We start from the raw sequence: 13,260 nt of genomic DNA on the forward strand, positions 1-13,260 counted from the left end.
GGGCTAGGAGTAGCGCTCGATGATAGAGGCGTCGGCGAGCCTGGAAAGGGCCTCGCGTACCGAACGGGCGCGCGAGTCGCCAACACCCTCGACGTCCTGCAACTCGTCGACAGTGGCAGCCAGCACCTTCTGCAGGCCGCCGAAATGCTCGACTATTCGGGTCAGAATCAGGTTCGGAAGGCGCGGCACTCGCGATAGCAGCCGGTAGCCACGTGGGCTGACCGACAGGTCCATCGACTCGTGTGTCGCGGGGTAGCCGAGCGCTTTGGCCACGTTCAGCGGATCGAGCAGGTCAGTCGCGCTGAGCTGCCCCAACTCCTCCAGGGAGGTCTCCGGCGTCCGGTTTCGCTTGGTGGTCGGCAGGTAGTCGCGGACGATCAGTTCTCGATCAGAGTCCACACCGGCGAGGAGCTCCTCCATCTGCAGAGCTAGCAGGCGACCATCGGTACCGAGCTCGACGACGTAGCTGGAGATCTCATCGGAGATTCGACGCACCATCTCCAGCCGCTGGGAGACTGCGGTCGCGTCGCGGACGGTCACCAGGTCTTCGATCTCAAGCGCGGACAGCGTGTTCGAGACCTCATCCAGCCGGGTTTTGTATCGCTCGAGCGTCGCCACCGCCTGATTGGCCCGCGAGAGCAGCGACACGGAATTCTCCATGACGTGCCGGCGCGGGCCGACGTAGAGGCTGATGATCTTCATCGACTGGGACACCGAAATGACCGGAAAGCCGGTCTGTTGCGCTACTCGCTGCGCAGTGCGGTGCCGAGTGCCTGACTCCTCGGTGGGGATCGCCGGATCGGGCATGAGGTGCACCGCGGCCCGCAGTATCCGCGTGCCGTCAGAGCTGAGCACGACGGCGCCGTCCATCTTTGCGAGCTCGCGAAGCCTGGTCGCGGCGAATTCGATGTCGATCGGGAAGCCGCCGGTGCATAGCGATTCGACGACCTTGTCGTAGCCGAGCACGATCAGAGCGCCGGTGTTGCCGCGTAGCACGCGCTCGAGGCCGTCTCGCAGGCCCGTCCCCGGAGCGACCACTGCGAGGACAGCACGCAGCGTGTCATCGCGTTCGCTGATCGGCACTTGCTGACTCCTGTATCGGGTTGATGATCAAGACCTTAGCTGTAGACACTGGCCGTCGGCGAAGGCCCTGACGGTGCCTGCGCTAGAGTGCCGCCTTGGTCCGCATCAGTTTAGAAGTCTCCCGGAAGCGTTTTGCGCGAATACCCGCGAGTGTGTGGTCACAACTCCGATACGAAGCTCCAGGCTGCGTTGACGGTAGGCACTTCGAAGATCTTCATGCCCGATACGTGCGACCAGTCCGAACCTGCCGGGATCAGGGCCCGCTTGAAACCAAGCCGGCCAGCTTCAGAAAGCCGCCGTTGCACGCTGCTGACGCGCCGGACATCGCCGGACAACGACACCTCGCCGATAGCGCAGAAGTTGCTCGGCAGCGCCTTCTTGTTGCCTGCCGAGGCCACCGCCAGGGCGACGGCGAGGTCGACCGCAGGCTCGGTGATCTTGATGCCGCCGATGCTTGCCGCGTAGACATCACAGGCGGAGAGCTGGGGTACCAACATGTTGCTGGCCAACACGGCCAGCAACATGTTCACGCGCGAAGAATCGAGGTCGGTGAACGAGCGTCGACCAGAACCGGACGGTGCACCGCCGAAGGACACCAACGACTGCACCTCGGAAAGCAGGGGGCGTCGGCCCGTGACGGTGACGGTGACGCACGTGCCCGGCACTGGGATGTCTCGGGTGCTGACGAACAGGCCGGAAGGGTCAGCCAGCTCGTCAATACCCTCTTCGTGCATCTCGAAACAACCGACCTCATCGGTCGCGCCGAACCTGTTCTTGATAGCCCGCAGCATTCGCAGGGACGTGTGTCGATCGCCCTCGAAATAAAGGACCACATCGACCAGATGCTCGAGGGCTCGCGGGCCGGCAATCGAGCCGTCCTTGGTGACGTGGCCAACCAGCACGGTAGCGATACCGCGTTCTTTTGCCACCGAGCTGATAGCGGCGGTGACTGCCCTGATCTGGGGGACGCCACCGACCCCGCCGTCGACTGACGACGAGGCAATGGTCTGAACGGAGTCGAGGATGAGCAGGCCCGGCTTTACCTCGTCGAGATGAGCGAGGACGGCGCCCAGATCGTTCTCAGCGGCCAGAAAGAAGTCTGCGTGCATGGTGTGTGTCCGGTGCGCGCGAGCCCGCACCTGAGCTGTCGACTCCTCGCCGGTGATGAGCAAAGCGGGCGCACCGCCGAGCTGGGCGAATTTCTGACCGACCTCGAGCAGAAGCGTTGACTTGCCGACACCGGGCTCGCCTGCGAGCAGCAACACCGAGCCGGGGACCAGCCCACCGCCTAGGACGCGGTCAAGCTCGGCGATTCCGGTTGCCTTGGCCCGCGCGACAGCCGGGTCGACTCGATTGATCGGCTGGGCGGACTCTCTAGGCGCGACCGGAGCAGGGATGCTGAGGGCGGCCGCACGAATGCCGGCTTCAGTCATGGTGCCCCAGGCCTGACACTCTGGACAGCGACCGACCCAGCGAACCGAGGTCTCACCGCATTCGGTGCAGGAATAGCTGGTGCTCGCCCGCTTGGCCGGTTTGCCGGTCGGCTTGGTCACGAGGCAGACGCTACCGGCAGGCACCGACAAATCTGGTCAGGATGAACCCGACCCGGCGCATCGCAAACGGGGTTGCTGCGCGGAGCTTGCGAGCGGGTGGTGGACTCAGCCTTCGCCGGGCGGCGTGATGTCAACGGTAGGAGCGTTGACCGGACTGCCAGTCAGCTTCACGGCGATTGTAGTGCTGAGGGTGATGCCGCTCGCGTAGGTGAAGGTGATCGGGATGGATTGCGATGTGAAGAGCTGGGCGGTCAGGCCTTGCAGCAGGATCGTGGGGCCGCCGTCGGCGTAGCCGACTGCAACCGTCGAATACGCGGGGATCAGGATCGACGTGCTCGTGGGTGCCGTCGCTGACGGCGTTGCCGACGCGGAGTCAGAAGCAGCGGCGGAACCGGCTGCGGTGGCGCTCGAACTGTCGCTCGGCGCGGGCGTCGAGCTCGCGATCGGCAGCACGGACGCGGCAGGCGACGGGATGCCCGTGAGGCTCAGGAGTACTGACTTCGCAGCGCTGGTAGTCACGCTGGTGAGGTGGTCCGCGGCCGTGCCGTTGTTGACCAGGTAGAGCTGCAACGGCGCGTCGCCACCCGCGGCGAAGCTCGTGCCGGTGGTTGGTGCGCTCACGCCGGCGTCGCGGATGCCCATCGGGCCCGCATCTGCAGCGACGCCGTCCACGGCTGGGCGTTGCTCGACCGTTTGAGCATCTTCACCCGTTGCGCAGCCGGCAAGCAGCACCACGGCAGCGACACCCACGGCCGCAGTGGTGACAGCCGACCGAAATCTCCGGCGGCCCGATGGCCGACCGGGTGGCTGGCTTTGCAAGCGGGTCGGCGTTTCGCTCACCACGGTCATTCCTCCAGCCACATTGCGCAGGTATCTGGTTGTGCCGGTAATTCATTCTGCCCGTACGGCTCAGGCCTGAAGCTCGTGGGTACTGCTCACGTTTACAGCGTCGGCGACAGCCTAGCGATTGCCGACCAACCGCATCACCGGTGGGTCAGTGCAGGTGGCCCCGATCTCGTCGCCGACCGGCCCAGCCGACCGCTCCATGGACCACCCGATGGACCACCCCAATTGCGCCCGAGGGGGAGCCTTGGGCGCATCTTTCACAGGCTTCGCTCACGGAGCTCCCGGTTAACGCACCGCCATTACGGCGTAATTACCACAACCCGGCCAACAGATAAATGATCAAGAAGATCTGGGCGTGTCGCCCTTCCGTGTTACCCTTGATATCAGCGAAAGGGGTTGCCTCTATGACGTTCGAGGTCGGCGAGACCGTCGTTTATCCACATCACGGTGCTGCCAAAATTGAGGCAATCGAGACTCGCATCATCAAGGGCGAAGAGCGTATTTACCTCGTTCTGAAGGTTCAGCAGGGTGACCTCACCGTGCGCGTTCCTGCAGACAATGCCGAGATTGTCGGCGTTCGCGATGTCGTGGGCCAAGAAGGCCTAGACCGCGTGTTCGAGGTGCTGCGCGCTCCGCACACTGAAGAGCCCACCAACTGGTCGCGTCGCTACAAGGCGAACGGCGAGAAGCTGGCCTCAGGTGATGTGAACAAGGTTGCCGAAGTCGTACGCGATCTGTGGCGACGGGAGAAAGACCGTGGATTGTCCGCGGGCGAGAAGCGCATGCTTGCCAAGGCTCGTCAGATCTTGGTGAGTGAGCTGGCTCTGGCTGAGGGAACCAACGAAGACAAGGCAGAACTGGTCTTGGACGAGGTTCTCGCCGAAGCCGTCGCTTAGCTAGCGCACGTTCCCGTTCAGCAATTGGGATTCGCCTCATGAACATCGCCGCCATTGTGGTGGCCGCAGGCAATGGCGAGCGCTTGGGCGCTGGTGTTCCGAAGGCTCTGGTCAGTTTGGGCGGCCGTCCACTCTATGAGTGGGCGGCCGCCGCTTTTCTTGACCATTCCGACATCAGCTCGCTCGTGATCGTCGCACCCGAGTCCGTGGTCGCTGAGGTCGAACAGCGTCTCGGCGGCGGGGTGCGGGTCATTTCCGGTGGTGCTACCCGGCAAGAGTCCGTCTCGCGCGGACTGCAGACGCTCCCGGACGAGGTCGAGTACGTCCTCGTTCACGACGCGGCGCGGCCGCTCGTGCCGTCCAGCGTCATCTCCGACGTCATTGCGGTCTTGCGTGGCGGAGCTCGAGCAGTCATTCCGGTACTGCCGGTGGCTGACACCATCAAACGGGTGGATCCGGACGGCAAGGTCGCTGCGACTGTCGATCGGGCGCCCCTTCGGTCGGTACAAACGCCGCAAGGTTTCCAGCGGGCGGCCCTTGTGTCCGCGCATGCGGAAGCTGCCGCCCTCGGCGATGCTGGAACCACCGACGACGCCGGCCTGCTCGAGGCAATGGGCTTGGAGGTGATGACGGTCGCGGGGTCCGAACTGGGATTCAAGATCACCACCGCACACGACCTGAAGATCGCCGAGGCTTTGATTCAGACCGTTGACGTAGCTTCCGCTGTCAAATCCGAACCCGCCCAGGCAGCCGGCGGCGGCCGATGACGGGCCTGCCCCGGGTGGGCCTTGGCGTCGATGTCCACCCGATCGAGGCCGGCCGCGACTGTTGGATCGCGGGCCTGCTCTGGCCGGGCGTCGATGGCTGTTCTGGTCACTCCGACGGAGACGTGGTGTGCCACGCTGCCTGTGACGCGCTGTTGTCAGCGGCCGGGCTCGGCGACCTGGGCTCGGTTTTTGGAGTCTCCGATCCGCGCTGGGCCGGTGCGTCGGGCGCCGAGCTGTTGACCGAGGTGGTGGCCAGAGTCGTCGCCGCCGGTTGGCAGATCGGCAACGTCACAGCCCAGCTGATTGGAAACGCCCCGAAACTTGGTCCGCGGCGCGCCGAAGCAGAGCAGTTGTTGTCCGCCGTGGTCGGCGCTCCGGTGACCCTGTCAGCGACGACCACCGACGGACTCGGTCTGACCGGACGGGGTGAGGGCGTCGCGGCCATGGCAACCGCCTTGATCAGCGCCCCGTGATTTCACGTCAGGCAAGTGCCTGGCTGAGGTCGTCCCACAGATCCTCTACGTGCTCGATGCCAACTGAGAGTCGGACGAGTTCGGCGGGCGTCGCCTGGGCGATCTCACCCGGGTAGGCGCCACGCCGTTCGATAAGGGACTCCACACCCCCGAGGCTGGTTGCGTGCGTGATGAGCTTGACGCGTTCGCAGAGCGAATCGGCTCGCTGCACCGAATCGGTGGTGAACGACAGCATCGCGCCGTGATGATTGAGCAGCTTGGCGACGAGTTCGGCCTGCGGGTGGTCGTCGAAACCGAGGTAGTGAACGCGGGTGACTGCTGGATGATCGCGCAGGCGGTCGGCCAAGACCGCGGCGTTGGCGCAGGCGCGTTCCAACCGGACCGACAGAGTTCGGAGCCCGCGTAACGCCAGATAGGACTCCAAGGCCCCAGGAATGGCGCCGGTAAGCGTGCGCCGCGCCGAGATCCGGTCTGCCAGGGCAGCGTCGCGGGTGACAAGCACGCCGGAGATCACGTCACTGTGGCCGGCGATCCACTTCGTTGCCGAATGCATGACCACATCGGCACCGTGGTCGAACGGGCGCAGGCCGAGCGGGGTGGCCACCGTCGAATCAACGATCGTGAGCGCACCGCGTTCGCGAGCTACCGCCGATAGGGCGGGCAGATCGGCCACGCTGAGCATCGGGTTACTCGGGATCTCGAGCCAGAGCATCGCCGCGCCGTCGAGTGCCGCGATGACCGCATCTGGGTCCGCGGTGTCGACCGCCCGCAGGCTCAGCCGCCCCAGTTCGACCTGAGCGTCGAGCAGGGTTCGCTGAACGTTGTAGAACGATGTCGGCAGCACGACGACCGAGCCGACCGGAAGCCCCTCGACAAGAGCGGTCGAGGCCGCCATCCCCGACGAGAACGAAGTGGCCAGGCCACCCTCGAGCGCGCCGACCGCTTGTTCGAACGCCGCTGAGGTATCCGTGCCGGCCCGCGCATAGCCGCGTGGGCCGCCCGCGTGAAAGGTCGCGGTGAGCACCACCGGCTGATTCACCGGTACGTCCGGGGCGCGCTCGGGACGGCCCGCACTGACTGCTAGCGATTCGGGTCGCAGCTTGCCGGTGTCATCGCGCATGTCCACGAAAGTAGTCTGGCCTGTCCCGGTGTAGCAGGATCGGGGTATGACAACCTCTGCAGCCGCTCCGGCGACCGTGCCCCTGCCCGTCAAGGCCAAGGAATTGCTTGACGCCGCGAACTTCGTCGTCGTGGCCACCAACAACACTGACGGTTCGCCGCAGACCTCGGTGCTCTGGGCCACCTACGAGGGTGACGAGCTACTGCTTTCGACAACCCAGGGACGCAAGAAGGAGACGAACTGGCTGCGCGATCCGCGCACGAGCGTGCTCATCTTGGACAGGGAAAACCCCTACGGCTACGTCGAGGTGCGCGGGACGGTCTCGATGGTCACCGACGGTGGGCCGGAACTGATCGAGCGCCTGTCACAGATCTACACCGGGCAGCGATACACCGGTGACGAGGGCACCGACAACATCCGCGTCGTCGTTCGGGTGAGCGCGGCCCGCGTGATCGAGCGATACTAGTCAGGCAGCCCCGTAGGATTGCTGGGTGACGCTCAGGCTCTACGACTCCGCAACCAGGACGGTGCGGGACTTTGTCCCGCTCGAACCCGGCAAGGCGTCGATCTATTTGTGTGGCGCGACCGTTCAGGCCGCCCCGCACATCGGGCACCTGCGTTCGGGCCTGAATTTCGACATCCTGCGGCGCTGGCTGCAGTACCGCGGTTACGAAGTCACCTTCGTCCGCAATGTCACCGATATCGACGACAAGATCATCGCGAAGTCCGCCGAAGCGGGGCGCCCTTGGTGGGCGCATGCGGCGATCTTCGAGGCCGCGTTTCGCGAGGGCTACGAGATTCTCGGCTGCGAGCCGCCGACGGTCGAACCTCGCGCGACCGGTCATATCACCGAGATGATCACGCTGATGCAGACGCTCATCTCGCGAGGCCATGCCTACGCGGTCGATGGTGATGTCTATTTCGATATCGCGTCCTGGCCGTCCTACGGGGAGCTCTCCGGTCAGCGGGTCGACGCCATGCAGCCCGCCGGCGATTCGGTCGGTGACTCACGCAAGCGAGACCCGCGGGACTTCGCCTTGTGGAAAAAGGCTAAACCAGGCGAGCCTTCGTGGCCGACGCCGTGGGGCGACGGGCGCCCTGGCTGGCACCTTGAATGCTCGGCGATGGCGGGTAAGTATCTCGGCCCGTCCTTCGACATCCATGGCGGTGGCCTCGATCTGATCTTTCCGCATCACGAGAACGAGATCGCGCAGTCCAAGGCAGCCGGGGACGATTTCGCCCAGTACTGGATGCACAACGCCTGGGTAACGCTCGCGGGGGAGAAGATGTCGAAGTCCCTCGGCAATACGGTGCTTGTCAGCGAGATGGCCAAGCAGTGGCGTCCGGTCGAGCTGCGTTACTACCTCGGAGCGGCACACTATCGATCGGCTATCGAGTACTCGCCCGAGGCCCTGAACGAAGCCGCGGTGGCATGGCGGCGGATCGAGACGTTTCTCGCTCGCGCCTCTGCCGAGCTCGATCCCGAAGAGGTCGCGCTCGCGAGGGAACGCCAGGACGAGACCGGGCTGCCACCGAAGTTCGTCGAGGCCATGGACAACGACCTGAACATTCCAGTCGCACTCAGCGAATTGCATTCCAGTCTGAAACAAGGCCATATCGGCTTCGACCTCGAGGATCCGCCGGTTGTCGCGCAGGCGTTTGTAGAGGTATCGGCGATGGTCGACGTTCTAGGGCTGAACATGTCATCGCCGGACAACGGCGAAACGGCTCAGCTCACCGAAACAATCGATCACCTCGTCCGGCTCGCGCTGCAGCAGCGCCAGTCGGCACGCGAGCGCAAGGACTACGAGTCCGGCGATGCGATTCGCGATTCGCTGGCCGCGGCAGGTGTGCTCGTCGAGGACACCCCGGCCGGACCCCGATGGAAGTTGGATCACTGATGGCAGGCAATTCATCCCGCAGAGGCGCTGTGCGCAAGCAGAAGAAGGGCGCCACGGTGGGTTCCGGGGGCAAGCGGGCGCGCGCGCTGACCGGCAAAGGGCCGACACCGAAAGCCACCGAACGTAAGGGCCATCCCGCGGCACGGCGGGCCGCCTCGGCGGAGCGCCGGGCCGGTGAGGCTCCGCGTCGACGGGGTGCACCCGGCAAGAACTCAGATGCGCCTGAACTGCTGGTAGGCCGCAACCCGGTCGCCGAGGCACTTCGCGCCGAGATCCCCGCCAAGGCGCTGTACGTCGCCGTCGGGATCGAATCCGACGAGCGAGTCACCGATGCGATCAAGATCGCGGCCGACCGTGGTTTGCCGATTCTCGAGGTCAGCCGGGCAGAGATCGACCGCCGCACCGGCGGAATTCTGCATCAGGGTATTGCGCTGCAGATCCCGGCCTTTCAGTACGACGAGTTGCCCGACCTGCTCGACGTCGTCGCACAGTCCACCACGATTCCATTGCTGGTTGCTCTTGATGGTGTGACCGACCCTCGCAACCTCGGTGCGATCATCCGTTCTGCCGTGGCTTTCGGTGCCCAGGGCATCATCGTCCCGACCCGGCGCTCCGCGGGTGTCACAGCGACCGCTTGGCGAACCTCAGCGGGCACGGCGGCGCACATCCCGGTTGCGCAGGTGAACAACCTGGTGCGAGCTCTGAAGGATTGTCAGAAAGCGGGTCTGTCGGTCGCAGGTCTTGACGCCGATGGAGACACCACGATCGACCAGCTGCCTTTCGCCGCAGATCCGTTGGTGATCGTGGTCGGGTCCGAGGGTCGTGGCCTGTCGCGCCTGGTCGGCGAGACCTGTGACGTCACCGTGTCGATTCCCATGTCAGGCAAGGCGGAATCGCTCAATGCTTCGGTCGCGGCCGCCGTCACGCTCGCCGAGGTTGCGCGAGTACGCCGGTTGGCGCAAGCGGGTTAAACCAGCTGAACGGGTTCAGTGCCGAACGTCGAAGGTGAAGTCGTAGGCCGTGCCCGCCGCATTGCGCGCGTGCAGGGTCATCTGCCCTCGTGCAGCTGCCCATTTGCCGGTCCCGCCGGTGATCGCCAGAGTCGAGTCGCCAGCGTCCAGGAACGGGCCTTCGACTACGAGTGAGCCGCCGCTCAGGGTGGTCGTCCAGGAGCACTCGTAGGCGACGCCAACCTTCGTACGGATGCAGGAACCCTGATCGGAGCCAATTTTCAGCGTGTTCTGGGCGTTGTAGATCGGATTACCGAAGGCCAGCACGTCCCCAAGGCTGTCGTTTGCCGGCCCGATATCAGCGACGGTGTCGGTGTCAGCGTGCTCGACCACTGTGAAGCGGTTCTTGCTGTTGTGATGTGCGGAGTTGTTCGTCGCCGCGGCGGCGACCCCCGTGAAGGCCAAGGCCGCAGTGACTCCTGCGGCGACCGAGAGGGCGGTAACGAGCAGAACTTTCTTCATGATTTGGGACCCTTTCGTCAGCGGTGTAACGAATGGTGCGGCCAGATCGGATTCGTTGCTCCGCGGCTGGTGGATGTCGGTCGTGAACGTACCGCCATCCTCATCTGCTCGACAGAAACTTCTGCCGGACTGACCGATCAGCAGTGCGGTCGAAGACGGCCGAACCGCGTCTGTTTTGCTGTCAGGCAACGTTGACTGAAGAGAACGTTGACTGAATAGGTGGTGGCAGATGAGCTCGATTACGGTGTTCAGCGAGCGGTGGCTCGGTTTCGGCGGCGCATATCATGTGCGAATCGACGACTCCGAGGTCGGCAGGCTGGCTCGACGTCGGGCGGTCACGGTCGAACTACCTCCGGGTAACCACGCAGTGATCGTCGTATTCGGCGGTCGCGCCAGCAGCGCGTTGCAGGTCAAGCTCAAGCCCGGCGAAGACGCCCGGGTCGAGTTGAAGATGGGTCGCGGCGTTCGTCGTAGTTTCCGTTCCGCCGATGGCAAGGACATGTTGCTGCTGAGCCAGGTGGGCGTGACTGAGCAGCCTCGGCAGCAGCCCAAGCGCCGGTAGCGCGGCCGCACCGCAATGCTTACTGCGGCACGCAGCTCTCGATGCAACCATTCGAGCACCGCGAGGCGTCTGATCAAGTGAGCGCTTGAGGAGGCGATCGCGTGCAGACCATCGAAGAGTTCATCGACGCGAACTCACGATCGCTGTTGAGGTCGGCGTGGCTGCTCACCGGCAACTGGGGGTCAGCCGAAGATCTCGTTCAGGTCGCGCTGTTGCGTTCATGGCAGCACTGGGACTCCATCCAGGCCGACAACCCCGAGGTCTACGTCCGCAAGGTTCTGACCAACAGCTTTCTGACCGGTCAGCGGCGCCGTTGGATCAGCGAGCGACCAGTGGCCGTAGTGCCCGATCGGGCGGACGCAGACGACCTCGCCGCAACGGAACTGCGCCAGCCGCTGCGCGCGGCGCTCGCCGCGCTACCGCCAAAACAGCGCGCGGTCGTGGTGTTGCGGTATTTCAACGACTATTCCGAGGCGCAGACAGCGGCGGTGCTCGGCTGCTCCGTCGGCAACGTCAAGAGCCAGGCATCACGCGCTATCTCGAAGCTGCGGACGGCGCCGGGGCTGCACTTGCTCGTCGAAGGGGTGCGCAATGACTGACATCGAACAACGACTATCAGCTCTGCTGCGGGACGAAACTCCGGAGCCGCCGATGACGCTGAGCGCAGCCGATATCGAACGCCTCGCACAGTCGTCCGAGGGCCTGGTTGAGGGGGCGGCTGATGCTGCGCCCGATTCGATAGGCCCTGGTCGTCGGTTCAGGCGGTGGGGCCTGCCGATCGCAGCCGCCGCGGTCGTCCTCATCGCTGTGGGCGTAACCACCGCCATCGTGCACCAGGTGAACCGTTCCCCAGAGGGAGCAGTCCCGGCGGCGACTCCGGCAAGCACGTTCGGTCGGCCTCAGGTGCCTTTGCTGCCTACAGCGAGCTCCATACCGAGTTCGATACCGAGCGGACGTAATTCGCCGCCGGCCGAACCATCTGGCGCAGTGAGCTCAGAGCCGAGAAAGGGCGGCGGGGTCGGCGCGGGCACCGAGGCAACCTGTGCAACGGCCGATCTGACGATGACGGTTGGCAGTCCGCAGGGCGCGGCCGGCAGCTCCTATACGACCGTCTACCTCACCAACAACGGGGTGAACTCCTGTGTCTTGCAGGGTTATCCGGGTGTATCGCTGCTTGATGGCTCCGGGGCGATCGTCGGGCAGCCAGCTGTGCGTACCGGACAGTTGGGCCAGCGCATTCTCGTTTCACCAGGTCACCGAGGCGCCTTCACCCTGCGGGAAAGTCTCGCCACTCAGACTGGCTGCGACACGCCACGACCGTCGACGCAACTGCAGGTGTACCCGCCTGATCAGAAGGTGCCGTTACGAATCCCGTTCAGCAGCAGCTCTTGTGCGCTGTACACGACGGCCGTCACCGCAGGCTGACCCGCCTCGCCGAGCTCAATCGCCGATGCGCTGACCCGTTTCGGGTTGAAAGACATGGGTGATTTCGGCGTGGACAGCTAGCACGAGCTCCGCACCGATCTGCGGTTTGACCCGACCGCTGAGCCGAACCTGGAAGGGCCTTGCGCCACCGTCCACTCCGCTGTCGAACGAGCGCCAACCGGGAAAGTCCACGGTGACAACGGTGTCAGGCCCCAGCGGCTCGACCAGGTTTACCTTTACTGGCAAACCTCGTCCGGAATCGATCGGTACCAGCGACTCCGGTCGGATGCCCAGGACGACCTCGCGCAGGCCCTCGGCACTGATTGCGGCGGCGGTGGCAGGGGCAAGTGGAACTGTGAAGCCGCCTAGTCTGGTTCCTGAACCATCGACGGCTACCCGCACGAGGTTCATCGGCGGCAAGCCGAAAAAGCCCGCAACGAACGTGTTGTTCGGACGATCGTAGAGCTTGCCAGGGGTGTCGACCTGCTGGAGGATGCCGTCCCGCAGCAGAGCGACACGGTCACCGAGCGTCATGGCTTCGACCTGATCGTGTGTCACGTACAAGGTCGTTGTACCGAGGCGGGCTTGCAGCGCGGCAAGATTCGCTCGTGTCTCGACCCGCAGCCTGGCGTCCAGATTCGACAGCGGTTCGTCCATCAGGAAGACACTCGGCTCACGGACGATGGCACGCCCCATGGCAACCCGTTGGCGCTGTCCACCAGACAACGCCTTCGGCTTACGATCGAGATAGTCCTCGAGATCGAGCAACTTCGCCGCGGCCAGCACGCGGGCGGCGAGGTCGTCCTTACCGACGCCCTTGAGTTTCAGCGCAAAACCCATATTTTCGCCGACAGACATGTGCGGGTAGAGAGCGTAGTTCTGAAACACCATGGCGACGTCGCGCTCTCTGGACGGCAGATGTGAGACGTCAACGCCGCCGATGTGGATTTCACCTTCGGTGAGGTCCTCGAGGCCGGCAAGCATGCGCAGCGCGGTCGACTTGCCGGACCCGGACGGGCCGACGAGAACCATGAACTCGCCGTCGGCGACGTCCAGATCGAGCTTGTTCACCGCGGGTACCGGACTGCTCGGGTAGACGCGGGTAGCCCCTAGGTACTGGACTTCGGCCATGCAGCGATCCCTTCGGTGTGGTTGCGACCGC

The 13,260-nt window shown here is 64.7% G+C and carries 15 protein-coding genes; 9 read left to right on the forward strand and 6 right to left on the reverse strand.

Annotated elements, in window-relative coordinates:
• Positions 1 to 3: 3 nt before the first annotated feature.
• The 3 genes from disA to ACSMXN_RS02160 all read right to left on the reverse strand — a co-directional run bounded on the left by disA (position 4) and on the right by ACSMXN_RS02160 (position 3,476).
• The gene (gene disA, locus ACSMXN_RS02150) at positions 4 to 1,083 is read right to left on the reverse strand and encodes a DNA integrity scanning diadenylate cyclase DisA (protein WP_022913623.1); all 1,080 of its coding nucleotides are present in this window, start codon (positions 1,081 to 1,083) and stop codon (positions 4 to 6) included.
• Between the two features lie 158 nt (positions 1,084 to 1,241).
• A complete protein-coding gene (gene radA, locus ACSMXN_RS02155; RefSeq protein WP_022913624.1) occupies positions 1,242 to 2,636 on the reverse strand; it encodes a DNA repair protein RadA in 1,395 nt (464 codons plus the stop codon).
• 105 nt (positions 2,637 to 2,741) lie between these two features.
• Entirely contained in the window at positions 2,742 to 3,476 is a 735-nt protein-coding gene (locus tag ACSMXN_RS02160; protein WP_155958398.1) for a hypothetical protein, read from the reverse strand.
• Between the two features lie 410 nt (positions 3,477 to 3,886).
• Between ACSMXN_RS02160 and ACSMXN_RS02165 the strand changes: the two genes are divergently transcribed.
• From ACSMXN_RS02165 to ispF, 3 genes are read left to right on the forward strand one after another with little or no spacing between them, the layout of a single operon-like run.
• Complete coding sequence (locus tag ACSMXN_RS02165) at positions 3,887 to 4,378, forward strand: CarD family transcriptional regulator (protein ID WP_022913626.1); 492 nt, start codon at positions 3,887 to 3,889, stop codon at positions 4,376 to 4,378.
• Positions 4,379 to 4,416: 38 nt separating this feature from the next.
• The gene (gene ispD, locus ACSMXN_RS02170; protein WP_022913627.1) at positions 4,417 to 5,145 is read left to right on the forward strand and encodes a 2-C-methyl-D-erythritol 4-phosphate cytidylyltransferase; all 729 of its coding nucleotides are present in this window, start codon (positions 4,417 to 4,419) and stop codon (positions 5,143 to 5,145) included.
• Entirely contained in the window at positions 5,142 to 5,618 is a 477-nt protein-coding gene (gene ispF / locus ACSMXN_RS02175; RefSeq protein WP_022913628.1) for a 2-C-methyl-D-erythritol 2,4-cyclodiphosphate synthase, read from the forward strand. The genes ispD and ispF overlap by 4 nt, the downstream gene beginning before the upstream one ends.
• A gap of 7 nt (positions 5,619 to 5,625) precedes the next feature.
• Here ispF and ACSMXN_RS02180 read toward each other — a convergent pair whose 3' ends face one another.
• On the reverse strand, positions 5,626 to 6,738 hold the full coding sequence (locus ACSMXN_RS02180; RefSeq protein WP_027139515.1) for a PLP-dependent transferase: 1,113 nt from the start codon (positions 6,736 to 6,738) through the stop codon (positions 5,626 to 5,628).
• A gap of 46 nt (positions 6,739 to 6,784) precedes the next feature.
• Between ACSMXN_RS02180 and ACSMXN_RS02185 the strand changes: the two genes are divergently transcribed.
• The 3 genes from ACSMXN_RS02185 to rlmB are packed head-to-tail and all read left to right on the forward strand — an operon-like array spanning position 6,785 to position 9,610.
• A complete protein-coding gene (locus tag ACSMXN_RS02185) occupies positions 6,785 to 7,204 on the forward strand; it encodes a PPOX class F420-dependent oxidoreductase (RefSeq protein WP_022913630.1) in 420 nt (139 codons plus the stop codon).
• A gap of 25 nt (positions 7,205 to 7,229) precedes the next feature.
• Positions 7,230 to 8,639 carry a cysteine--tRNA ligase gene (gene cysS / locus ACSMXN_RS02190; protein WP_022913631.1) on the forward strand — a complete coding sequence of 470 codons (1,410 nt, stop codon included), beginning with the start codon at positions 7,230 to 7,232 and terminating at the stop codon, positions 8,637 to 8,639.
• A complete protein-coding gene (gene rlmB, locus ACSMXN_RS02195) occupies positions 8,639 to 9,610 on the forward strand; it encodes a 23S rRNA (guanosine(2251)-2'-O)-methyltransferase RlmB (protein WP_027139517.1) in 972 nt (323 codons plus the stop codon). The genes cysS and rlmB overlap by 1 nt, the downstream gene beginning before the upstream one ends.
• A 15-nt stretch (positions 9,611 to 9,625) precedes the next feature.
• Here rlmB and ACSMXN_RS02200 read toward each other — a convergent pair whose 3' ends face one another.
• Positions 9,626 to 10,111, reverse strand: a complete 486-nt coding sequence (locus ACSMXN_RS02200) for a dirigent protein (RefSeq protein WP_051148903.1) — start codon at positions 10,109 to 10,111, stop codon at positions 9,626 to 9,628.
• Between the two features lie 229 nt (positions 10,112 to 10,340).
• Here ACSMXN_RS02200 and ACSMXN_RS02205 point away from each other — a divergent pair, with 229 nt between their 5' ends.
• From ACSMXN_RS02205 to ACSMXN_RS02215, 3 genes are all read left to right on the forward strand, one after another.
• Positions 10,341 to 10,673 carry a hypothetical protein gene (locus ACSMXN_RS02205; protein ID WP_022913634.1) on the forward strand — a complete coding sequence of 111 codons (333 nt, stop codon included), beginning with the start codon at positions 10,341 to 10,343 and terminating at the stop codon, positions 10,671 to 10,673.
• A gap of 101 nt (positions 10,674 to 10,774) precedes the next feature.
• Entirely contained in the window at positions 10,775 to 11,272 is a 498-nt protein-coding gene (locus tag ACSMXN_RS02210) for a SigE family RNA polymerase sigma factor (protein ID WP_022913635.1), read from the forward strand.
• A complete protein-coding gene (locus ACSMXN_RS02215) occupies positions 11,265 to 12,098 on the forward strand; it encodes a DUF4232 domain-containing protein (protein ID WP_022913636.1) in 834 nt (277 codons plus the stop codon). The genes ACSMXN_RS02210 and ACSMXN_RS02215 overlap by 8 nt, the downstream gene beginning before the upstream one ends.
• A 15-nt stretch (positions 12,099 to 12,113) precedes the next feature.
• On the opposite strand, the gene ACSMXN_RS02220 is transcribed toward ACSMXN_RS02215, so the two are convergent.
• Positions 12,114 to 13,229 (reverse strand): ATP-binding cassette domain-containing protein, encoded by a 1,116-nt coding sequence (locus tag ACSMXN_RS02220; protein ID WP_022913637.1) that lies wholly within the window; start codon positions 13,227 to 13,229, stop codon positions 12,114 to 12,116.
• Between the last annotated feature and the right edge of the window lie 31 nt (positions 13,230 to 13,260).

It is taken from the genome of Parajatrophihabitans canadensis (assembly GCF_053764775.1).

What these genes read in the sequence shown, in the direction of transcription:
- ACSMXN_RS02220 (WP_022913637.1), bottom strand. Translation starts at nt 13,229, where the DNA reads ATGGCCGAAGTCCAGTACCTAGGGGCTACCCGCGTCTACCCGAGCAGT.
- ACSMXN_RS02180 (WP_027139515.1), bottom strand. Translation starts at nt 6,738, where the DNA reads ATGCGCGATGACACCGGCAAGCTGCGACCCGAATCGCTAGCAGTCAGT.
- ACSMXN_RS02205 (WP_022913634.1), top strand. Translation starts at nt 10,341, where the DNA reads ATGAGCTCGATTACGGTGTTCAGCGAGCGGTGGCTCGGTTTCGGCGGC.
- ACSMXN_RS02215 (WP_022913636.1), top strand. Translation starts at nt 11,265, where the DNA reads ATGACTGACATCGAACAACGACTATCAGCTCTGCTGCGGGACGAAACT.
- ACSMXN_RS02165 (WP_022913626.1), top strand. Translation starts at nt 3,887, where the DNA reads ATGACGTTCGAGGTCGGCGAGACCGTCGTTTATCCACATCACGGTGCT.
- ispF (WP_022913628.1), top strand. Translation starts at nt 5,142, where the DNA reads ATGACGGGCCTGCCCCGGGTGGGCCTTGGCGTCGATGTCCACCCGATC.
- ACSMXN_RS02185 (WP_022913630.1), top strand. Translation starts at nt 6,785, where the DNA reads ATGACAACCTCTGCAGCCGCTCCGGCGACCGTGCCCCTGCCCGTCAAG.
- rlmB (WP_027139517.1), top strand. Translation starts at nt 8,639, where the DNA reads ATGGCAGGCAATTCATCCCGCAGAGGCGCTGTGCGCAAGCAGAAGAAG.
- ispD (WP_022913627.1), top strand. Translation starts at nt 4,417, where the DNA reads ATGAACATCGCCGCCATTGTGGTGGCCGCAGGCAATGGCGAGCGCTTG.
- ACSMXN_RS02200 (WP_051148903.1), bottom strand. Translation starts at nt 10,111, where the DNA reads ATGAAGAAAGTTCTGCTCGTTACCGCCCTCTCGGTCGCCGCAGGAGTC.